Genomic DNA, 20,806 nt, shown 5'->3' with positions numbered 1-20,806 from the left:
AGCGACTACATGAAACCAACTACGGTAATTGGTGCGGGCTTTGGTGGCCTGGCACTGGCAATTCGTTTACAGGCCGCAGGTATTCCTGTTTTGCTGCTTGAGCAGCGCGACAAGCCGGGTGGCCGGGCTTATGTTTATCAGGAGCAGGGCTTTACTTTTGATGCAGGCCCTACCGTTATCACCGATCCCAGCGCGATTGAAGAACTGTTTGCTCTGGCCGGTAAACAGCTTAAGGATTACGTCGAGCTGTTGCCGGTCACGCCGTTTTATCGCCTGTGCTGGGAGTCCGGCAAGGTCTTCAATTACGATAACGACCAGGCCCAGTTAGAAGCGCAGATACAGCAGTTTAATCCGCGCGATGTTGCGGGTTATCGAGCGTTCCTTGACTATTCGCGTGCCGTATTCAATGAGGGCTATCTGAAGCTCGGCACTGTGCCTTTTTTATCGTTCAAAGACATGCTTCGGGCCGCGCCCCAGTTGGCAAAGCTGCAGGCGTGGCGCAGCGTTTACAGTAAAGTTGCCGGCTACATTGAGGATGAGCATCTTCGGCAGGCGTTTTCTTTTCACTCGCTCTTAGTGGGGGGGAATCCGTTTGCAACCTCGTCCATTTATACGCTGATTCACGCGTTAGAACGGGAATGGGGCGTCTGGTTTCCACGCGGTGGAACCGGTGCGCTGGTCAATGGCATGATCAAGCTGTTTCAGGATCTGGGCGGCGAAGTCGTGCTTAACGCCCGGGTCAGTCATATGGAAACCGTTGGGGACAAGATTCAGGCCGTGCAGTTGGAAGACGGCAGACGGTTTGAAACCTGCGCGGTGGCGTCGAACGCTGATGTTGTACATACCTATCGCGATCTGCTGTCTCAGCATCCCGCAGCCGCTAAGCAGGCGAAAAAACTGCAATCCAAGCGTATGAGTAACTCACTGTTTGTACTCTATTTTGGTCTCAACCATCATCACGATCAACTCGCCCATCATACCGTCTGTTTTGGGCCACGCTACCGTGAACTGATTCACGAAATTTTTAACCATGATGGTCTGGCTGAGGATTTTTCGCTTTATTTACACGCACCTTGTGTCACGGATCCGTCACTGGCACCGGAAGGGTGCGGCAGCTATTATGTGCTGGCGCCTGTTCCACACTTAGGCACGGCGAACCTCGACTGGGCGGTAGAAGGACCCCGACTGCGCGATCGTATTTTTGACTACCTTGAGCAACATTACATGCCTGGCTTGCGAAGCCAGTTGGTGACGCACCGTATGTTTACGCCGTTCGATTTCCGCGACGAGCTCAATGCCTGGCAAGGTTCGGCCTTCTCGGTTGAACCTATTCTGACCCAGAGCGCCTGGTTCCGACCACATAACCGCGATAAGCACATTGATAATCTTTATCTGGTTGGCGCAGGCACCCATCCTGGCGCGGGCATTCCCGGCGTAATCGGCTCGGCGAAGGCGACGGCAGGCTTAATGCTGGAGGACCTGATTTGACGAATACGTCATTACTGAATCATGCCGTCGAAACCATGGCGGTTGGCTCGAAAAGCTTTGCGACTGCATCGACGCTTTTCGACGCCAAAACCCGTCGCAGCGTGCTGATGCTTTACGCATGGTGCCGCCACTGCGACGACGTCATTGACGATCAAACACTGGGCTTTCATGCCGACCAGCCCTCTTCGCAGATGCCTGAGCAGCGCCTGCAGCAGCTTGAAATGAAAACGCGTCAGGCCTACGCCGGTTCGCAAATGCACGAGCCCGCTTTTGCCGCGTTTCAGGAGGTCGCGATGGCGCATGATATCGCTCCCGCCTACGCGTTCGACCATCTGGAAGGTTTTGCCATGGATGTGCGCGAAACGCGCTACCTGACACTGGACGATACGCTGCGTTATTGCTATCACGTCGCCGGTGTTGTGGGCCTGATGATGGCGCAAATTATGGGCGTTCGCGATAACGCCACGCTCGATCGCGCCTGCGATCTCGGGCTGGCTTTCCAGCTGACCAACATTGCGCGTGATATTGTCGACGATGCTCAGGTGGGCCGCTGTTATCTGCCTGAAAGCTGGCTGGAAGAGGAAGGACTGACGAAAGCGAATTATGCTGCGCCAGAAAACCGGCAGGCATTAAGCCGTATCGCCGGGCGACTGGTACGGGAAGCGGAACCCTATTACGTATCATCAATGGCCGGTCTGGCACAATTACCCTTACGCTCGGCCTGGGCCATCGCGACAGCGAAGCAGGTGTACCGAAAAATTGGCGTGAAAGTTGAACAGGCCGGTAAGCAGGCCTGGGATCATCGCCAGTCCACGTCCACCGCCGAAAAATTAACGCTTTTGCTGACGGCATCCGGTCAGGCAGTTACTTCCCGGATGAAGACGTATCCACCCCGTCCTGCTCATCTCTGGCAGCGCCCGATCTAACCGCATGCCTTTCTCTCAGCGTCGCCTGAAGTTTAGATAACGGTGGCGCGTACAGAAAACCAAAGGACACGCAGCCCTCTTTTCCCCTTACAGCATGATGCATACGGTGGGCCATGTATAACCGTTTCAGGTAGCCTTTGCGCGGTATGTAGCGGAACGGCCAGCGCTGGTGTACCAGTCCGTCGTGGACCATAAAATACAGTAAACCATAAGCGGTCATGCCTGCACCAATCCACTGGAGCGGCCAGATTCCTGTACTGCCGAAGTAAATCAGGGCAATCGACACAATGGCGAATACCACGGCATAGAGATCGTTAACTTCAAATGCGCCTTTACGCGGTTCATGATGTGAAAGATGCCAGCCCCAACCCCAGCCGTGCATGATGTATTTATGTGCCAGTGCAGCAACCACTTCCATGCCGACCACGGTGATAAACACGATCAGGGCATTCCAAATCCACAACATAATCTCTCCAGTACAGACGTCCGGCATCAAGCGTGAGGAGTTAATTTTAACAGAGATTAGCCCGTCTACTTACGGGAAAGAGAAAAGGCGCGCCAGAAAGGCGCGCCTGGCATCAGAAATCTGCCTTCAGAACCACGCGGTAATTGGCTTTACCCGCGCGTACGTGCGCCAGCGCATCGTTAATTTTGGACATTGGGAAGCACTCTACCGTCGGGGCGATATCTGCACGACCAGCCAGCTTCAGCAGTGAACGTAACTGAGCCGGAGAGCCTGTTGACGAGCCAGTAACGGCACGGTCGCCCAGAATCAGACTAAAAGCCGGGACATCGAAAGGTTTCAGCACCGCGCCGACTGTATGGAACTTGCCGCGAGGAGCCAGTGCCGCAAAGTAAGGCTGCCAGTCAAGATCGACCGCGACAGTGCTGATAATCAGATCGAACTGACCGGCCAGCGCTTTCAGCGCCTCGGGATCGCGACTGTTCACCACATGGTCTGCCCCCATGTCGAGGATAGCCTGCTTTTTGCTTTCAGATGAACTGAACGCCGTTACTTCCGCCCCCATGGCATGCAGGATTTTAATGGCGATATGACCCAGTCCACCAATCCCGATCACACCAACCCGGCTCATCGCCGTGATGTTGTGCATCAGCAGAGGCTTAAATACCGTGATACCGCCGCAGAGCAGTGGGCCTGCCGTGGCAGGATCCAGTTTTTCCGGCAGCGGAATGACCCATTGCCAGTTAGCACGCAGCTTCTCAGCGAAACCGCCGTGGTTGCCGATGGTCGTCGTCGTACCCTGTGCACAGTTAACGTGATCGCCACTGATGCAGGGATCGCAGTGCTGGCAGCTCTTGGCCGTCCAGCCAATGCCCACGCGCTGACCAACTTTCAGCCCTTTATTTTTTGCACTGTCGCCCAGTGCGGCTACGCGTCCGATGACCTCATGACCAGCAACCACGGGATAAGCCGAAATTCCCCACTCGTTATCGATCATCGACAGGTCGGAGTGACAGACACCACAATACTCAACCTCGACTTCAACATCTTCAGCGTCCAACGGGCCGGGATCATAGTCGTAACGCTCCAGCGCTTGTCCCGCCTGCATGGCTGCGTAACTCTTAATTGTCATTCTGTACCTCTTTTAACGCGTTGATTTGGCAGTCAGCGTATTCGCAACGGTCACGAACTGACCACCGCCAAGATGATGTAATGTATGGAGCGCGGGATCCACGGCCTCGAAATGCCAGCGGCCGTCATAAAATACCCGGCTGTCAGCCGCCGCAGTGATCACCTCACCAAACAGCGTGTCATAGGCCTGTTGCGCTTCCGTTTCAGGCAGCAGACGGCACTCCATCCACGCGACACAGCTCTCTTCCAGCAACGGCACGCCATAGTGCGGACTTTCGTGTGCCTGAATAGCGAAGTCGGCAAACTTGTCCTGATCGCGCCCGGACGTGCTGCCCACCGCATAAGCCATATCCACAAAACCCGCCGCCGGTACACAAATGCCAAATGCCCCGCTGGCTTCAATGATCTCACGTGACAATGTGGATTTATCCACAACGATAGCCATTCTTGCTGGTGTGAACTCAACGGGTACCGACCAGGCTGCGGCCATGATGTTGCGGCGCTTTGACTGACTGTCGCGACTGGTAATTAACACCGTGGGACCGTGATTAAGCAGACGGCTTGCGTGTTCCAGCGCTACCGGACGAAAATGCGACATGCAGTGTTCCTCAGACCTGAACCAGGCATAAATGACGCGACTGAACCCCAATATCAGGGAATAAAGCGCGTTACCTTAGCGGCTTTTATTTCGCTTCAGTTTGCCGCTTTGTGCCTTAACGTTAAAAATAATGTTTAATATCATGATTTAACATTGATGAAATCTGATAGTGCTGGCCTTTAAAGCGAAACCGCCGGATAGCTAATTCTAGTTTGGTTTGGTTTGATGTGGGAGAAATGAGATTAATCCTTATCGGTTAAAAATAAGGTCTGCGCTGGCAGAACCTGGCTAAGTTTGTCACAGTCATTGAAGCCAACTTTTATGCTTTACAACAGGAGCCGCTATGAACACTGAAACACTACGGGCAGAACCGCTTACCTGGGGTCATGGGCCTCATCTTTTTGAAGTTTTTATCGAGCCCACCTGCCCTTTCTCCGTTCGGGCTTTCAATAAGCTGGATGCGCTCCTTAGCCTGGTCGGAGAAAATAAGATGACGCTTAAAGTCCATCTTCAGTCCCAGCCCTGGCATATGTATTCCGGGGTTATTGTGCGCTATATTCTTGCCGCCTCAGTACAAGGTAAAGCGGCGGCTAAAGCCGTCCTCCAGGCGGTGGCCGATCACCGCGAAGCGTTTGAGTTCACTGACCACTGCCGTGGTCCTAACATGGACACCACGCCGAACCAACTCCTGGCACGGCTCAGGGATTACAGCGGCGTTGATGCTTATGCGGCTTTCGATCGCCCTGACTTACAAAATCTGGTGAAATGGCACTGTAAGTATGCCCGTCAGAACGGTATTCATGTTTCGCCAACCTTCATGATTAATGGTCTGGTCCAGCCCGATATCGGCAGCGGCGATTCGGTTGAACAGTGGGCAGAACGCCTTCTGGCCTGATATTCCCCTGCGATGCACACAAACTGAGTGGATAACCCATAAACGGACGTAATATTCCCATGACAATGAATGTGGAACAAATAAAGGCTAAATATCCTGGCGCACTGTCGTGGTCATTTGGCGATTCACCTGAGCTGGCGAATGAACTGGCGACCCTGGTCCTGACCGGGAAGAAAATCGCCACCTGCAGCTCGCTGCAGGGCTGGTACGATGACGACGTCAGGCCGCTGCCTGGCGGTTACAACATTATTTTAGATGGCGAGAAAAAACCGCTGTGCGTCGTCAGAACGACCGGGCTTTTTCTGACGCGCTTTGATCGCGTCACGCCGGAAATGGCCATGATGGAAGGAGAAGGCGACCTGAGTCTTGAGTACTGGCAGCGTGAACATCAACGCTTCTTCCAGCGCAACGGCGGATTCAGTCCCGAAATGGAGCTGATCTTTGAAACCTTCCAGCTGGTGGAAGTCATCTGACTAACCGCCCGTTCGTATTACATCCGAACGGGCGGTTTCATTCCGCGGCAGCAGGCCGAATCAACGGTGCAGCGCCATTGACCATCACGGTCCCGGCGAAACACATAGGTGGCGCGCCGGGTCGTTTCAACATGGTTTTCCTGCTGACAGGGATCACGCAGCACGGTTTCCATGATCACCAGCGCCGTTTCCCCCCTCAATGACCGCCATTCTGCCCTGCTCAACCACACGCTTATCCTGAACAATGGCCTTAAAAGCACGACGCATGGCGGCTTTGCGCGTTACCGTCATTCCCGGCTTTATCATCAGGCAGGCATCCTATGAATAGTGCTGCATCAATGCATCGTAACCACGGGAAGTCATCGCCCTGTCGCATCGTCTGATAACCTGTAAAACAGGTAGCTCATTCATCAGCTCTTCCGCACACATTGCGGGTATGTTAAGTATATGCTTACCGATGTTAAAAGGAGTTAATCATGTTTAGTCATATGGTTGTTGGTACAGACGATATTGAACAGGCTAAAAAATTCTATGACGCCATTTTTGCCGTAATAGCGTGTGAAGAGCAGGGAATTGATGCCATAGGCCGCCCTTTTTATTCGAAAAATAACCAGCGTTTTATTGTCACTAAGCCCATTAATGGTCAACCCGCCACCTTTGCCAATGGCGGAACCATCGGCTTTGCGATGCCCTCATCTGACGCCGTCTTCCGCTGGCATCAGCAGGGTCTCGAAAACGGCGGAACCTCGGCTGAATCCCCACCGCATATCAGAGAAACCGATGGTCGCTGTGTCGCTTATCTCAGAGATCCCACCGGTAACAAGCTGTGTGCTTTTTACAATCCGTCATAGTGTATGACCGGTTCTGTACACGCAGCGAAAAAGCCTTGTAAACGGAGAGCCGTTGGATATTAATCTCGCTGGCTTTCTGCCTGCACTGTTGCCGATTGCGCTGTCACCTGGGGCGAGTTTCACTCTGGCGATGAACAGTGCACTTACATCAGGCTACAGAGGCTTGTTTAAAACACTGTTCGGCACTGCGCTGGGTATTTACACGCACGCGCTGCTGATTGGACTGGGGCTGTCGACGGCGCTGGTGGCGTCATCCACACTGTTCACCTGGTTAAAAATCGTGGGGGGCGTTTATTTACTGTGGCTTGGCGGACTGCTGTTTATCACCGGGATAAAGACAAAAACCTTTACGCTGAACGCTATGGACAGCGCGGTGACGATAAAAGGCGCCTGGCTGGCCAACGTCATTAACCCTAAAGCTATCCTGTTTTATCTGACGGTGGTTTCCCAGTTTACAGGCGACAGAACCGATTTGGCTGCCTTCCTGAGCCTGGCCACCGTGCACATTGTAGTGATGTGTCTCTGGCTCACGCTTATCAGCCAGCTACTGGTTTTTTCAGCGCAAAGCGTGAATCCCGTTGTTCTGAAACGCTATGTAAACATGGCAGGGGGCCTTTTGCTGATAGTGATTGCCGTACACAACCTGGTATCCTGATCGTGCGTTCAACGCGGTCATCATAACTTTCATTCATATCGGAAGGCAGGGGGAAACAGATGGTAGCCGTTCAGCAATGGTATAAAGACGATTATCTGATCACGACAGATCGCGCAAGGATGGATATTGAGGCGATTCATCGCTATCTCACCCGCTCAACATGGGCAGCCGGTATTGATGGAGAAACCGTGGCCCTGTCGGTAGAGAACAGCTTAAATTTTGGCCTTTTTCATCATCAACAGCAGATCGGATTTGCACGCTTTGTTACTGATTACGCCACCTTTGCCTATTTATGTGATGTCTACGTGCTGGAAGAGTATCAGGGCGCAGGTCTGGGAGGTTGGCTGATTACCTGCTGTCAGTCCCATCCCATCGTGGATAAACTTCGCAGGATGCTACTGTTCACCTCAACCGCGCCATGGCTATATAAAAAGTTCGGTTACGAGCCCGTCAACCGGCCCGATTACGCCTGGACGATTACCCGACCCGATATCTATCAGGCCCGTCGTTCAGACCGGGCCTGATAAGCCTGCTTTTCCGTCAGATTTAGCGGTCGGCGATGATGGCCAGCCGCTCACAGCCACGCGCTTCCAGTGCCTGCGCGGCCTGAGCGGCACGCATGCCGCTGGCGCAGACCAGAACAATGCGCTTATCCGCGGGCGGCTGCCAGCAGGCAATATCCTGTGGCAGTAGCCTCTCAGCATTCGTGCTGACGCTCACGGGGGCTTCATCCATCCCACGTAGCTCCACCACGCAGTCGTCTGGCGTCAACAAGGCAGGATCAATAAACGGAATCCCGGGTTTTTCCGGTTCCGGTGCCGCGTCAAAGCGGAACTGACGCAGTTGCCATGACACAAAATCACAGTTGATCATGCCCCCTAACGGTGACGGCGACAGCGTTAGCAGTATGCTGAGCGACATCTGAGCCTGCATGGCGCCTAAGGTGGCGACCGCCGGGCCTAAAACCCCCGCAGTGTTGCAGTTGCCTGATGCTTTGGGTAAACGGGGAAACAGCGCGCGATAGCTGGGCGCTCCGCCGCAGAATCCGCCAACATAGCCTTGTCTTCCCAGCACTGAGGCACTCACCAGGGGAATTCGTCGGGCATAGCAGTTGTCGGAGAGCAGATAGGTCACTGCAAAATTGTCTGCGGCGTCAATGACCAAATCAATCCCTGTCATTGCCGTATCGATAATGCTGGCACGAAGGGCATCAACATGCGGCTCGATGAGTATGTCAGGATTGCGTTGCGCCAGCGCACGCTGCGCGCAGAAAACCTTGGGCTCGCCAATGTCGGCAACGGTAAACAACGTCTGGCGATGCAAATTATGCAGCGTCACGACATCATGATCATACAGCCGAATATAGCCCACGCCGGCACCTGCGAGCAGGGGCAACAGGGTTGACGCGAGTCCACCCGCGCCCACGACCAGAACGCGGGCTGCAGCCAGCGCCTGCTGCCCCTCATCCCCGACTTCGGGCAACATAGTCTGTCTTTGATATCGCGACATTTTCGCTCCTTAACTGAACTGCGCCAGACCAAAAACGGGCGTGGAGGCGACCGCCATATCCCGACGTTCCATCATGCCGGCCAACCGCGCCTGATGTCCTGACTGAATGGCACTGGCAAACGCTCCCGCCATGCGTACCGGATCGTGGGATTTCGCGACGGCGGTATTCAGCAACACGGCATCAAAGCCCAGCTCCATCGCCTGCGCCGCCTGGCTGGGAGCACCGATACCCGCGTCAATGATCAGCGGAACGTCTTTAAACCAGGCACGCATGGTGCGTAAACCGTCAATATTGCGTAGCCCCTGCCCCGAGCCAATGGGCGCGCCCCAGGGCATCAGCACCTGACAGCCCGCTTCCAGCAGTTTTTCGCCCACAATCAGATCTTCTGTGGTGTAAGGAAAAACATGAAAACCTTCGGCACATAAAATACGGGCGGCCTCCACCAGGGCGAAAGGATCCGGTTGCAGGGTATCCGCGTGCCCGATCACTTCCAGTTTGATCCATGGCGTGGCAAACAGTTCGCGCGCCATATGCGCCGTCGTGACGGCTTCCCTGACGGTATGGCAACCCGCTGTATTGGGTAACACGCGCTTATTCAGCGTTTTCAGTAAATCGCGAAAGGCCCCACCCTGATTCCCTTCCCGACGCAGACTGACCGTGATGATATCCGCACCGGAGGCCACAACAGCCTGCTGAAGAATATCCGGTGAGGGATAACCGGCCGTACCCAGTAAAAAACGGGAGTCGCCCTTGTAGTCGTAAAACATGATCAACCTCCCTGCATTGGCGACAGCACTTCCAGACGGCAGTTGGCCTCAAGCAACTGCGAGGCATAGCGCTCTCTGGGAACAAAGGTTCCATCGAGGGCACTGGCCACACAGCCAGCGTCAATACCCTGCTCTTCTAACAACTCCGCAAGCGTCCCGGCTTTCGTCTCGATAGCACGACCATTTAGTTCGATTCGCATAGTAGTCTCTCTGTTGCAAGTTGATGCATGAGCTTTTCGGCCATAACCGGTGCCAGCAAAAAGCCATGGCGATACATACCGTTAATGGAAAAGACACCGTTTTCATAACGCACGTCGGGGAGGTTGTCGTGATAAGCAGGACGTAACCCCGTCCCGCTTTCGATAATGCGCGCTTCGGCAAGCGCAGGATGAATGCTGTAAGCAGCGCTCAGCAGCTCCATCATGGCGCGCGCGCTGATGGGGCTGGTATCCTGACTCTCAACCATGGTGGCCCCGAGCATAAAGTGCCCCTGCGCCCGGGGAACCAGATAGCAAGGAAAACGGGGATGCAGCAGGCGTAAAGGTCGGGAAAACGTGATCTCATCCGTTTGCAGTATTAGCATTTCGCCCCGCACCGCACGCAAGGCTGGCTGTGCCTCACGCGCATGAATACCGCGGCAATCAATAATGCGTCCGCTGGGCTTGCCAGCGTGAATACTGACGCCCGCGCTGACCAGACGTGCACGTAACTGTTGCATTGCCTGACGCGGATCGAGATGCGCTTCAGCCGGGAAAAATAATCCCCGGGCGAAGCGGTTTTCCAGCGCGGGTTCGATGTCACCTGGCGCAACCCACTGATGCGCTAGGGTCATGCTGGCAAACCGGGTAAGTTCGGCGCTGTCACGCGGTGGCGTGAGTACGAGTGTGCCCTGCTGTTCAACGCCACTTACGCGGGCTGCCCACCACGCTGCAGCGTGCTGTCCCCATTCAACGACCTGCTGAGGCGCACTTTCTGCCTCACACCAGGGTGCCAGCATGCCGCCAGCCCAGTGGGACGCCGCCTGACAATTCGGTCGTGTAATGACTTCAACCTTCTCGCCGTGTTCGGCCAGTAACGTCGCGATACAGAGTCCGGATACACCGCTGCCCAGCACTGACCAGCGGCTCATTGTCCGCCATCCTGATGGGGTAAAAACGGAATAAGGATAGTCACATTGGCCTCTCTGTTAGCTCTCAGAGACCCGCGATACAAGAAGGGAAAAAGCACAAGCCTGACAGAAACAGGCTCTGCGGCAAGCATCTACGCGATGCGCAGATGCCCGTCTTCCTACGCCAGTATCAACTGGGTCAGGTTCTAAGGGTCGCTAAGCCGCGCATGGCGCTATTAGCCTCTCAGTCTCTCTGGCGAGACTCCCCTGACGGGTTCTAGTTGTATTTTAAGCGACGCTGTTCGTCAAGGCTGACACGCAATTTATCGCCGGGTCCGGCAAGATAAATAGCGCATTCAGGGTACACCCATATAGCGCAACAACGCCGTCATGCAGGCCGCGCCCAGAATAATGAAAATCAGCGGAGCTCTACGCCAGGCAAGGAACAGGGCAAACCCGACGCCCAGCACTCTGGCCATCCCTGCAAAATGCTGGCCTTCAAACAGCGTGGTGGTTGCCGCAACCGCAAGCAGCAGTATAGTGGCAGCATCGGATAACATGTTTTGGGTTCGTTCACTGACGGGCAGACGATTGCCGAGTTTAACACCCGCGAAACGGATGGCGTAGGTGCCAGCAGCCAGCAACGCAATACCTGCAATAATCATGGCGTGATTCATTTGCGCGATCTCCATGTAAAGAGGCCCAGCAAGGAAAACAATACGGGCATACCGGCAGGTACGAAAGGCGTGACCACCAGCGACAAAAACGCACCAGTCATAGCAGGAATGCGGGTGCGCGCTTTGCGTAAGGCAGGAAAGATCAGCGCAATCAGGATCGCGGGAAAGACCGCATCCAGGCCGATAGCAGACACATTCGGAATAAACTGCCCTATCGCCGCGCCAGCCATTACGGTCACAGGCCAGATCACGCCAATACTGATGCCGCATATCCAGAATGCCTGGCGACGTTGCGCCAGCGTAGGCTGGGAAATGCCAAACACGACACTTTCGTCATTCATGATGTGGCATCCTAGCAGACCCCGTCTGCCCTGACCGACCAAATCCTTGACAGTGATACCAAAAGGAAGATGACGCGCATTGACCAACAGCCCCGCCGCTGCCGCCGTGAGAGGACTGCCACCGCCCGCCACGATACCGATAAACAGGAATTCAGACGCCCCCGCCAGCACCAACGTCGATAACGCCAGCGGCACCCAAAACGGAAAACCCTCTGCAAGAGCGAGCGAACCATATGACAGGCCAACAATGCCATCGGCAAGACAGACAAGGAAAATGGCTTTTATCACGCCCTTGTCCAGCGTCTCTTTTTTATCCAGCATCACGATTAGATCCCATAACGAACGATATACCCATTATAATGAACGGACCGCAGCAGCATTACAAGATGAACGATATGTTCGCCATAACGAACAGGATGCAGGATGAGTACACCCATTGATATTATCGCCAGCAGTTTAGTCAGAGAGCGCCAGCGGGCAGGACTGACACTTGCAGAAGTCGCGCGTCGGGCCGGCATAGCAAAATCGACCCTCTCTCAACTTGAGGCGGGGAACGGTAATCCTGGCATTGAGACGTTGTGGTCACTTTGCGTTGCCCTGAATATTCCGTTTGCCCGCCTGATGGAGCCGGAAGCGAACCGCCTGCAGGTTATTCGTCGCGGTGAAGGCCCTGCCGTTGCCGCCGAGCAGGCGGATTATAAAGCCGTCCTGCTGGCAACCTGTCCGCCCGGCGCGCGCCGGGATATCTATCTGCTAAACATCCAGCCCGGCAGCGAGCGCCGCTCGCAACCGCATTCGCCGAACACCATTGAGCATCTCATCTTGACTCAGGGACGCGCGCTGGTCGGGCCCACAGACTCGCCCGTCGAACTGGCACCGGGCGACTACATCAGCTATCCCGGCGACACTGAACATATTTTTCGTGCGCTGGAGCCGGATACGCTGGCCGTGCTGGTCATGGAGCACATCTGAGGGTGCTCTGCCTCAGTCATCAGGCAGGCTAATCGCATCAAGGGAAATGACCCGATGTGCACTCCTCTCAAGTAGCGTGAGATCATGACTGACCAGCAGAATGGCGCAGCGTTGCTGCATGGCCAGATCAGTCAGTAAGGCCAGCGTCTGTTGCTGAACCACAGGATCGAGACGCGACGTGGGTTCATCGGCAAACAGGAACACGGGATTCAGCAACATCGCCCGAAGCAGCGAAAACCGCTGAAGCTCACCGCCTGACAATCCTGAAGCCGGACGGTGTAACAACGCCTGTCCGAGCCCCAATTGGCGCATCCGCTCATCACGTCGCCTCACCGGAATTGTGTGGCGCTGCAGCAGATCGTCGATGATCTGGGCCATAGTGATATCCGGTGGAAAAACCGCAGAAGGATCCTGGTACAGTTTTTGATAACGCAACGGATGAAACCTGCCCGGTCGGGTTATCGTTCCCTTATCGGGCTTAATCAAGCCCGATAGCGTATCTCCCAGGCTGCTTTTGCCACTGCCGCTCTCACCATAAAGCCCAACGATTTCACCGGCGCGAAAGCATAAATTTACATTGCGGAACAACGTTTTCCCGGCGCGTTTCAGAGTAAGCCCTTCGGCCCGTAATACGAGGGTGTCATCACAGGGCAACAACGTGGCTGGTGGCCAGGCATGGGGTTCGGCGGCCAGCAACTGTTTCGTATAAGCCTTCTGCGGCGCATTCAGGACTTGCGTGGCATTGCCCTGCTCAATCACCTTTCCCTTATGCATCACGACAATGTCACCGCCTAACTGCCTGGCCAGCGCGATATCATGGGTGATGGTCAGCAAGGCTTCGCCGCGGGCTACGGCCAGGTTGAGCATGTCACCAATTTCGTCCCGTCGCGCCACATCCAGTCCTTTCGTCGGTTCATCCGCGATAAGCAGAGTGGCACCGCCCGCCCGCGCAGCGGCAAAGCACACCCGTTGGGCCATTCCACCGGAAAGCTGCCAGGGGAAACGCTCTGCCGCGTGGGCCAGCCCCAGCGAGTCCAGCGCCAAACCTGCCGCCTGCTGTGCGCCCTGACGCGTGTACCCCTGTATGTACCGATAACCCTCTTCTGTCTGGCCTTTCACACGCATCGTCGGATCAAGCGCCAGCAAGGGCTCCTGAGGTAACGCGGCAATACGGTGTCCCCACAGCGCACGGAGTGCTGTCAGATCGGTTTGCAGATTATATTGCTGCCCGTCAATGACTACTGTTCCTTCAGCCCTCAGTCCGTCGGGTAAGGTGCCGAAAATCGCCTGCGCAAACAAACTTTTTCCCGATCCTGTCTCACCAATGAAGGTGACGGGCCTGCCGGGATGGATGCTCAGACTTACAGGCTCAACAATGCAGGTATCCGCGAAGACGGCGACCTGTTTGATTACGATACTTGCCATTTGCGCTCCTTGTTGACCAACAAATTCAGCCCCACCAGCAGGATAAACAGCACAACCACAGGCTGCAGTAATAGCCAGGGCGCTTCCCAGGTATAGGGGAACAGCTCCGTCATCATCAGGCCCAGCTCAGGTGTGGGTGGACGAACGCCAACACTGATAAATCCCAGCGCCGATACGGCCATAATGGCATTGCTGAATGCATAGACGGTCAGTGTCAGCAATAACGGAGACAGGGCCGGCCAAAGATGTCGGCGAAAGAGATAAACAATGGAGAAGCCAAGCAGTGAAGATGACTGAACGGCTGGCGACATGACCACAGGCCGCAGCGTGGCGCGCGTCACACGGAAAAATTCCACCCACAGTACCAGTGAAAGTCCCAGCCATAACATGAGCGGCGCGTCAGGTGCGATTGCGGCGAGCAGCAGGACTAACAGCAGGCCCGGCAGCGCCAGACACATGTCGGCCAGCATACCGAAAAGTCGATCGACCCATCCGCCGTACCAGGCGCTGGCTATTCCCGCCAGCAGCCCCATGAGCATTGCTGTAATCACACACAGGGCCGCCAGCCCCAGCGACAATCTCAGCGCCGCACTCAGGCGCGCCAGCATCGAACGCCCTAAATGGTCATAACCCAGCCACGCGTTACCCGATGGCGGCGTTAACATCTGTAACAAATCCTGCTGCAGGGGATCGTTCTGATTCAACAACGGCATCAGCCATGCAAAGGCCAGCAAGGTTAAAATTATCAGCAGCCCCGTTTTTTGGCGGTACGTCATACGCGTTTACCTCGGGGATCCAGGACATAACACACGCCATCGACAACCATATTTAAGGTGACAAAGGTCAATCCCAGTACCACCGCACTGGCCTGAATCACCGGAACATCCCGGGCAAAAATCGCATGTACCAGCGCGTGTCCGACACCTGGCCAGGCAAAAAGAGTTTCGATCACCACCACACCTTCCACTAACCAGACGAACTGCATGCCTATCCAGGTGACGACAGGGACACTGAGATTGCGCAAACCATGTCGCAAAAACAGGTACGGCGCGGAAAGGCCCTTTTGCGCTCCCCAGCGATACCAGCCTGCTTTCACAGCCTGACAGGTTGCCTCACGGACAACACGCGCCCCTACCGCGCTCAGCGTTAATGCCAGCGTCAGCGCCGGCAGGATGACATGTTGCCCTTCCCCATGCCCCGCACTGGGTAGCCAGTTCAGGCGCAGCGAAAACAACATAATCAGAAGTAAACCCAGGGCAAAATGTGGAATCGATTTAAACGTGGGTGCCAGCACGTTAATGAGCCGATCAATAACACCGCCCGGCCGACATCCTGCCCAGACCCCCGCAGGAATAATGAGAATCAACATCATCAGCAGTGCTACACCGGCCAGAGCAAGGGTTTGTGTTAACTGCCAGCCCAGCTCACTGCTGACCGGCTCGCCTGAGACGAGAGATCGCCCGAAATCGAAGCGCAGCAGATCCCACATCCAGTGCCATAGTGCATTTCCCTGAGCGGAAAAGTCCGTCAGCTGTTGCTGCACGCGGGTAACCGCCGCCAGGTCGACCCGGTCATAACCATATCGTCCCGACGCAATGCGCCATGCCATATCGCCCGGTAACGCCTGTACTAAAACGAACGTTAAAATACCGACGGCAAAAATCACAAAGGCAGCCTGACCCAGGCGCCAGACGAGTTGTTTAAGCATTATTCCGTCCATTTCATTTCACGCAGGCCAAAATGGCGTTCAAAGGGATCCAGTTTTATGGCGGCGAGCTTCGCGTTTACTGCTGCTGACTGCTGGTACCAGGCAACCGGAATAACCGGTAAATCACGCTGTAATGCGGCGGTGATGACCGCTCTTGCCGGCTGTCGTTGATCAGGATCGTTGCTACGTGAAAGCGTGCTGAGCGCCTTATCAAACGCGTTGTCGTGCCAGTTCATTGCGCCCCAGTCACCTCCCTGCGAACCGTAATCCTGAAGTAGCGTGCCGCCAGGATCCGGCGTCAGGGCGAAATTACGGGCATAGAGCGCCATTTGCAGGCTGCCATCATGATGACGCGCGGGTATCTCACTGGAATTGGTTGAATTGATGATGACCTCGATTCCGACCTCTCGCAGTTGTTGCTGAATGACCATGGCGATTAAGGGCAGCTCGGGGCGATCGGGATATGTCAGCAGCGTGAGGGTAAAGCGCTGGCCAGCGCGGGTTAACATGCCGTCCCGGCCGGACATCCATCCGGACTGTGCCAGTAAGGCGGCGGCACGCTGAGGAGCATAATCCAGAGGCTGTAAAGACGCGTTGTGCCACCCGGCCATAGAGGGCGGGAACATCTGTGTTGCCGCACCGGGATAGCGTAATATGGCCGCAGACAGCGCATTCCGATTGATCGCCAGGCTGAGCGCTTCGCGCGTGGTTTGTTCCTTCAGGAACGGATGAGCGACGTTCAGCTTCAGCATCACCGTACGGGGTACGGAAACGGTAAGCACCTGTAGTGAACTTTTGTGTGACAAGCGCTGACGGCTGGCGGCGTCCAGATTAAAGACGTAATCCGCATCACCACTTTCTGCAAGTAATGCGCGCGTTTCGGCCCGACCCGCGGACAAATAACGGGCACGTTCAATGCTGGGTTTCTCTCCCCAGTATCCTTCAAACCGTTTTACACTCAGTGACTGAGGTGGCTGAAAACTGACGAGCTGGAAAGGACCACTGCCGATGACGCGCGTAATGGTATTGGTATCGTCCCAAGAACTCAGCGCGAGGATTTGCGAACGGCTTTCAGCCAGCACTGCCAGCAGCGGCGTGAAAGGCTCGCTCAGCGTGACCGTCACACGCCGATCTTCTCCGCTGACCGACGTAATGGGTGCTTTGTCGAGTAAACCTGGCTTACTGCGGGCGGTATTCAGCGATTTTACGACGCTCTCAGCAGTAACAGGCGATCCATCATGAAAATGGGCGTTGCTCCGTAGCGTAAAATGCCATTGCAGCCCATCAGGCGAAATGTCCCAGCTTTCGGCTAACGCGGGTACCGCCTTGCCTTTCTCATCCGTTTCCACCAGCGTTTCGACCACATCCATACGAAGCAGAATGTCGCCTGAAAGGGCGGGATCGGGACCTTTAATCTCGAAAGGTGCGGCAATGCGAACGGGCTGATTGCGATCGGCGTAAGCACTTAATGACGCAAACAGCAGGCCAGTAAGCGTACCGAAAAACCAGTATTTGAATTGTGTCATGATATGTCTGTTTACCACATAATGTTTCCCAGGATTAATTATGTTATAACATAACGATTAAAATATGAACCCGTTTAACGCTCAGCCAGTCGCATCAGCCTGCTCGCTTTCAGTCTTAACAGCAAAGAAATGGAAACCCTGAATCCAACAAAGCATATTGAAAATGGCCGCTTTTTTGTTATGTTATAACATAATATATTCGCCATTTAAGGATCACTTCATGTCAGGCCACTCTCTTTCATCGCCCACAGACAAACGTTTGCCCGTTTCCGTGCTGTCCGGCTTTCTCGGGGCAGGCAAAACCACCCTTCTCAACCATATCCTCAATAACCGTGAAGGCAGGCGCATCGCCGTGATTGTCAATGACATGTCGGAAGTCAACATTGATGCAGCCTTAGTACGTAATGGCGGTGCGGCACTGTCTCGTACGGATGAAAAGCTGGTGGAAATGAGCAACGGCTGCATCTGTTGCACACTACGTGAGGATCTTTTGCTGGAGGTGAAACGGCTGGCGTCGGAAGGTCGTTTCGACCATCTGGTCATTGAATCAACCGGCATTTCCGAACCGCTGCCCGTTGCCGAAACGTTTAACTTTGCCGATGAAGAAGGTGAAAGCCTGTCGACGGTGGCAAGGCTGGATACCATGATCACTGTTGTGGATGGTTATAACTTTCTTCGTGACTACCGTTCACTGGACTCCTTACAGGCGCGTGGCGAATCACTGGGCGAAGAGGATGAGCGCTCGGTTGTGGATTTGCTGATCGATCAGATTGAATTTTGCGATGTTTTGATTGTGAACAAAACCGATCTTATCAGCCATGAGGATCAACGCACGCTCAAAGCGATGCTGCACAGGTTGAATCCACGGGCGCGCATTATCACCAGCCATTTTGGTAATGTTCCGCTCGATCAGGTACTGGATACCGGCCTGTTTGACTTTGACCAGGCGGCTCAGGCACCAGGCTGGCTAAAAGAACTTCGCGGCGAGCATCAGCCAGAAACAGAAGAGTACGGTATTCGTAGCTTTGTCTATCGCGCAAGGCGTCCGTTTCATCCTGAACGATTCTGGCATGCGGTTAATCATCAGCTTGAGGGGGTGATTCGTTCGAAAGGTTATTTCTGGCTGGCCAGCCGTCCTGAATATGCAGCGTCGTGGTCTCAGGCGGGTGCGATAGCCCGGCATGGCTATGCAGGCAGCTGGTGGGCCAGTATCCCGCGTGATAAATGGCCACAGGACAGTGAATCCCTCGCGTTTATTGCCGACAACTGGATAGACGGGACAGGCGATGCACGACAGGAACTGGTTTTTATCGGCATCGATATGGATGAAACGGCAGTGCGTGCTGCGCTTGATCACGCCTTGTTAACCCCTCAGGAAATGGCGGCGGGGCCGGGATACTGGGTGACGCTTTCCGATCCCCTGCCCGGCTGGTTCGATGACGCAGAATCGTAACGGATCTTTTTCTGCAAAGGATCCTGTTTTGTGTCAGGCAGAAATCAATGTTGTTATCCGATGGGAAAAGACAGTAAGCCGGCGCACTGCTGCGCCGGTGTAGACTCAGGGGATAATAAAATACTGGTTAGCGCCGGTTTTTCCAGACTGTCTGAATATTACAGAACTCATGGACGCCAAAGTGCGATAACTCACGACCATAGCCGCTCTTCTTCACGCCACCGATAGTCACGCGTGGATCTGATGCACCATTGCCATTGATAAATACAGCACCCACTTCAAGGTTTGCCGTCATCTGCTCAGCACGATCGGTGTTGTTCGTCCATACCGTTGCACTGAGTCCGAATTCGCTGTTATTAGCGATTTCCAGCGCATGATCCGCATCACGGGCGACTGCGATAGCGGCGACAGGCCCAAAAAGCTCTTGCCTGAATGCTGTCATGTCACTTGTTACATCAGACAGGAGCGTCGGTGCATAATAATTGCCCTGCCCTGCTATTTTTTCGCCACCTAACACCAGACGTGCACCTTCACGCAGACTCGCTTTGACCTGTTCATCCAGTTCATCGCGGAGATCGTAACGGGCCATTGGGCCAATGTACGTTTGTTCATCTAGCGGATCGCCGATTTTAAGCGCCTTAACGGCTTCAACAAAACGCATTTCAAACGCTTCCACAATCGGCGCTTCAACGATAAAGCGTTTCGCTGCCATACAAACCTGCCCGGTGTTCTGGAAACGGCCTGTAACTGCGGATTTAACGGCTTCATCAAGATCAGCATCAGCCAGCACGATGAAAGGATCTGAACCACCTAACTCCAGCACGGTTTTTTTCAGCGCCGCACCCGCCTGTGCAGCAATAGCGGCACCCGCCCGGACGCTGCCTGTTACTGCGACCGCTGCGATGCGATCATCCCGGATTGCGGTTGAAACGCCCTCGTTATCGACGTTTATCAGGTTAAAACCGCCTCCAGGCAAATCTGTAGCATCGAACAGCTCTGCCATCAGCATTGCGCTTCCCATGACATTAGGGGCGTGTTTCAGCAGATAAGTGTTACCCGCCAGCAGCATCCCTACAGCACCACGCAGAACCTGCCAGAAGGGGAAATTCCAGGGCATTACCGCCAGGATAGTCCCGATTGGACGGAATGACTGCCACGCATCGGGAATCTGTGAGGGTTGGTCTTGCAGCATGGCAGGGCCAAACTCAGCGTACCAGTCACACAAACTGGCACATTTCAGGATCTCTGCTCTAGCCTGTGCAACAGGTTTACCCATTTCCAGGGTTATCATTCGCGTCAGTTCTGGCTCACGCTGGCGAAGTTGTTCACTCAGTTGACGAAGTACGTTGACACGCATGTCCATGCTGCTTTGCCGCCAAGCTTTATTGGCCTTGGCACTTGAGTCTAACGTCTGCTCCAGTTCAGAAGCGGTTTGCATTGGATATTTTGCAAGAATTTCACCCGTTGTTGGATTACGGGAAATGGCAAAGTCAGTCATGATCGTGATCCTTATTAATGACGAAATTCTGTCACCATACGCCGTCGTAATGCTGATGAAAAATGAATAATAGTGATGAACTTGTTTCTGAAAAATGAAGGTGCGAGTGAGTGCGTTTGTCCGGGGCTGGTGGCAGTTACCTTATCGTTTTTAAAAAAAAAGCTATTCAGATAAACATCACTATGATCTGTTATTGCTGAGTTATCCACTTATACAGTGAATAGTTCCTATATAACGATCATAGAGAGATCCATAATAGAACCAAAGAGATCCCCGATCGCTGCAGGCCGCACCACACAAGGGCTGAGAGGGGGTTGGTGTTCACTGTAATCAGCAAACTA

23 protein-coding genes, 1 pseudogene and 1 riboswitch are annotated in these 20,806 nt (G+C 54.5%); of the genes and pseudogenes, 9 read left to right on the top strand and 15 right to left on the bottom strand.

The features are described from left to right. Window positions 1-9 precede the first annotated feature (9 nt). Together C1N58_RS21935 and crtB are read left to right on the top strand one after the other, a co-directional pair. The gene (locus tag C1N58_RS21935) at window positions 10-1,488 is read left to right on the top strand and encodes a phytoene desaturase (protein WP_006122048.1); all 1,479 of its coding nucleotides are present in this window, start codon (window positions 10-12) and stop codon (window positions 1,486-1,488) included. Then, on the top strand, window positions 1,485-2,414 hold the full coding sequence (crtB, locus tag C1N58_RS21930; protein ID WP_006122047.1) for a 15-cis-phytoene synthase CrtB: 930 nt from the start codon (window positions 1,485-1,487) through the stop codon (window positions 2,412-2,414). Before C1N58_RS21935 ends, crtB begins: the two co-directional genes overlap by 4 nt. Here crtB and C1N58_RS21925 read toward each other — a convergent pair. The 3 genes from C1N58_RS21925 to C1N58_RS21915 form a co-directional block, all read right to left on the bottom strand. Further along, the gene (locus C1N58_RS21925; RefSeq protein ID WP_394551278.1) at window positions 2,353-2,880 is read right to left on the bottom strand and encodes a sterol desaturase family protein; all 528 of its coding nucleotides are present in this window, start codon (window positions 2,878-2,880) and stop codon (window positions 2,353-2,355) included. The two genes, crtB and C1N58_RS21925, sit on opposite strands and share 62 nt — an antisense overlap. Before the next feature lie 112 nt (window positions 2,881-2,992). After that, window positions 2,993-4,009 (bottom strand): NADPH-dependent aldehyde reductase Ahr, encoded by a 1,017-nt coding sequence (locus C1N58_RS21920; RefSeq protein WP_394564929.1) that lies wholly within the window; start codon window positions 4,007-4,009, stop codon window positions 2,993-2,995. Between the two features lie 12 nt (window positions 4,010-4,021). Beyond that, window positions 4,022-4,606, bottom strand: coding sequence for a flavin reductase family protein (locus tag C1N58_RS21915; RefSeq protein ID WP_058702484.1), 585 nt, complete (start codon window positions 4,604-4,606; stop codon window positions 4,022-4,024). Window positions 4,607-4,949: 343 nt separating this feature from the next. On the opposite strand from C1N58_RS21915, the gene C1N58_RS21910 reads away from it, so the two are divergent. Both C1N58_RS21910 and C1N58_RS21905 read left to right on the top strand, forming a co-directional pair. Continuing rightward, window positions 4,950-5,501, top strand: coding sequence for a DsbA family protein (locus tag C1N58_RS21910; RefSeq protein WP_054634072.1), 552 nt, complete (start codon window positions 4,950-4,952; stop codon window positions 5,499-5,501). A 59-nt stretch (window positions 5,502-5,560) separates the two neighbouring features. Next, window positions 5,561-5,974 (top strand): ASCH domain-containing protein, encoded by a 414-nt coding sequence (locus C1N58_RS21905; protein WP_006122042.1) that lies wholly within the window; start codon window positions 5,561-5,563, stop codon window positions 5,972-5,974. A 17-nt stretch (window positions 5,975-5,991) separates the two neighbouring features. Here C1N58_RS21905 and C1N58_RS21900 read toward each other — a convergent pair. Continuing rightward, a pseudogene (locus tag C1N58_RS21900) lies at window positions 5,992-6,385 on the bottom strand (YybH family protein). 65 nt (window positions 6,386-6,450) lie between these two features. Here C1N58_RS21900 and C1N58_RS21895 point away from each other — a divergent pair. The 3 genes from C1N58_RS21895 to C1N58_RS21885 are packed head-to-tail and all read left to right on the top strand — an operon-like array spanning window position 6,451 to window position 8,004. Beyond that, the gene (locus tag C1N58_RS21895) at window positions 6,451-6,825 is read left to right on the top strand and encodes a VOC family protein (RefSeq protein WP_006122041.1); all 375 of its coding nucleotides are present in this window, start codon (window positions 6,451-6,453) and stop codon (window positions 6,823-6,825) included. A 52-nt stretch (window positions 6,826-6,877) separates the two neighbouring features. After that, window positions 6,878-7,480 (top strand): LysE family translocator, encoded by a 603-nt coding sequence (locus tag C1N58_RS21890; protein ID WP_054634070.1) that lies wholly within the window; start codon window positions 6,878-6,880, stop codon window positions 7,478-7,480. A 59-nt stretch (window positions 7,481-7,539) separates the two neighbouring features. Continuing rightward, a complete protein-coding gene (locus tag C1N58_RS21885) occupies window positions 7,540-8,004 on the top strand; it encodes a GNAT family N-acetyltransferase (protein ID WP_006122039.1) in 465 nt (154 codons plus the stop codon). 22 nt (window positions 8,005-8,026) lie between these two features. Here C1N58_RS21885 and C1N58_RS21880 read toward each other — a convergent pair whose 3' ends face one another. The 6 genes from C1N58_RS21880 to C1N58_RS21855 all read right to left on the bottom strand — a co-directional run bounded on the left by C1N58_RS21880 (window position 8,027) and on the right by C1N58_RS21855 (window position 12,204). After that, window positions 8,027-8,989 (bottom strand): HesA/MoeB/ThiF family protein, encoded by a 963-nt coding sequence (locus tag C1N58_RS21880; protein WP_054634069.1) that lies wholly within the window; start codon window positions 8,987-8,989, stop codon window positions 8,027-8,029. Window positions 8,990-8,998: 9 nt separating this feature from the next. Further along, on the bottom strand, window positions 8,999-9,757 hold the full coding sequence (locus tag C1N58_RS21875; RefSeq protein WP_054634068.1) for a thiazole synthase: 759 nt from the start codon (window positions 9,755-9,757) through the stop codon (window positions 8,999-9,001). A 2-nt stretch (window positions 9,758-9,759) separates the two neighbouring features. Beyond that, window positions 9,760-9,957, bottom strand: a complete 198-nt coding sequence (gene thiS / locus C1N58_RS21870; protein ID WP_006122036.1) for a sulfur carrier protein ThiS — start codon at window positions 9,955-9,957, stop codon at window positions 9,760-9,762. Continuing rightward, the gene (locus C1N58_RS21865) at window positions 9,942-10,886 is read right to left on the bottom strand and encodes an FAD-dependent oxidoreductase (protein ID WP_054687864.1); all 945 of its coding nucleotides are present in this window, start codon (window positions 10,884-10,886) and stop codon (window positions 9,942-9,944) included. The genes thiS and C1N58_RS21865 overlap by 16 nt, the downstream gene beginning before the upstream one ends. Before the next feature lie 138 nt (window positions 10,887-11,024). After that, window positions 11,025-11,144, bottom strand: a riboswitch (TPP riboswitch). Between the two features lie 77 nt (window positions 11,145-11,221). Continuing rightward, a complete protein-coding gene (locus tag C1N58_RS21860; protein ID WP_054634066.1) occupies window positions 11,222-11,542 on the bottom strand; it encodes an AzlD domain-containing protein in 321 nt (106 codons plus the stop codon). After that, window positions 11,539-12,204, bottom strand: a complete 666-nt coding sequence (locus tag C1N58_RS21855; RefSeq protein WP_039339577.1) for an AzlC family ABC transporter permease — start codon at window positions 12,202-12,204, stop codon at window positions 11,539-11,541. The genes C1N58_RS21860 and C1N58_RS21855 overlap by 4 nt, the downstream gene beginning before the upstream one ends. Before the next feature lie 102 nt (window positions 12,205-12,306). Between C1N58_RS21855 and C1N58_RS21850 the strand changes: the two genes are divergently transcribed. After that, window positions 12,307-12,855 (top strand): helix-turn-helix domain-containing protein, encoded by a 549-nt coding sequence (locus C1N58_RS21850; protein WP_033742317.1) that lies wholly within the window; start codon window positions 12,307-12,309, stop codon window positions 12,853-12,855. A 12-nt stretch (window positions 12,856-12,867) separates the two neighbouring features. On the opposite strand, the gene C1N58_RS21845 is transcribed toward C1N58_RS21850, so the two are convergent. From C1N58_RS21845 to C1N58_RS21830, 4 genes are read right to left on the bottom strand one after another with little or no spacing between them, the layout of a single operon-like run. Further along, window positions 12,868-14,280, bottom strand: coding sequence for an ABC transporter ATP-binding protein (locus C1N58_RS21845; protein ID WP_394551284.1), 1,413 nt, complete (start codon window positions 14,278-14,280; stop codon window positions 12,868-12,870). Continuing rightward, window positions 14,265-15,056, bottom strand: a complete 792-nt coding sequence (locus C1N58_RS21840) for an ABC transporter permease (protein WP_394551285.1) — start codon at window positions 15,054-15,056, stop codon at window positions 14,265-14,267. The genes C1N58_RS21845 and C1N58_RS21840 overlap by 16 nt, the downstream gene beginning before the upstream one ends. Then, window positions 15,053-15,988: an ABC transporter permease gene (locus C1N58_RS21835; RefSeq protein ID WP_367144088.1), complete on the bottom strand. Its 936-nt coding sequence runs from the start codon at window positions 15,986-15,988 to the stop codon at window positions 15,053-15,055. The genes C1N58_RS21840 and C1N58_RS21835 overlap by 4 nt, the downstream gene beginning before the upstream one ends. Then, window positions 15,988-17,514 carry an ABC transporter substrate-binding protein gene (locus C1N58_RS21830; RefSeq protein WP_394564928.1) on the bottom strand — a complete coding sequence of 509 codons (1,527 nt, stop codon included), beginning with the start codon at window positions 17,512-17,514 and terminating at the stop codon, window positions 15,988-15,990. Before C1N58_RS21830 ends, C1N58_RS21835 begins: the two co-directional genes overlap by 1 nt. Before the next feature lie 220 nt (window positions 17,515-17,734). On the opposite strand from C1N58_RS21830, the gene zigA reads away from it, so the two are divergent. Beyond that, window positions 17,735-18,967 (top strand): zinc metallochaperone GTPase ZigA, encoded by a 1,233-nt coding sequence (zigA, locus tag C1N58_RS21825; RefSeq protein WP_394564927.1) that lies wholly within the window; start codon window positions 17,735-17,737, stop codon window positions 18,965-18,967. Between the two features lie 127 nt (window positions 18,968-19,094). On the opposite strand, the gene C1N58_RS21820 is transcribed toward zigA, so the two are convergent. Next, window positions 19,095-20,465, bottom strand: coding sequence for an aldehyde dehydrogenase family protein (locus C1N58_RS21820; protein ID WP_394564926.1), 1,371 nt, complete (start codon window positions 20,463-20,465; stop codon window positions 19,095-19,097). Window positions 20,466-20,806 lie beyond the last annotated feature (341 nt).

Source organism: Pantoea sp. SGAir0180 (assembly GCF_043546245.1).
The sequence above is the reverse complement of the archived record's forward strand: the minus strand, read 5'-3'. Positions and strand labels throughout refer to the sequence as shown.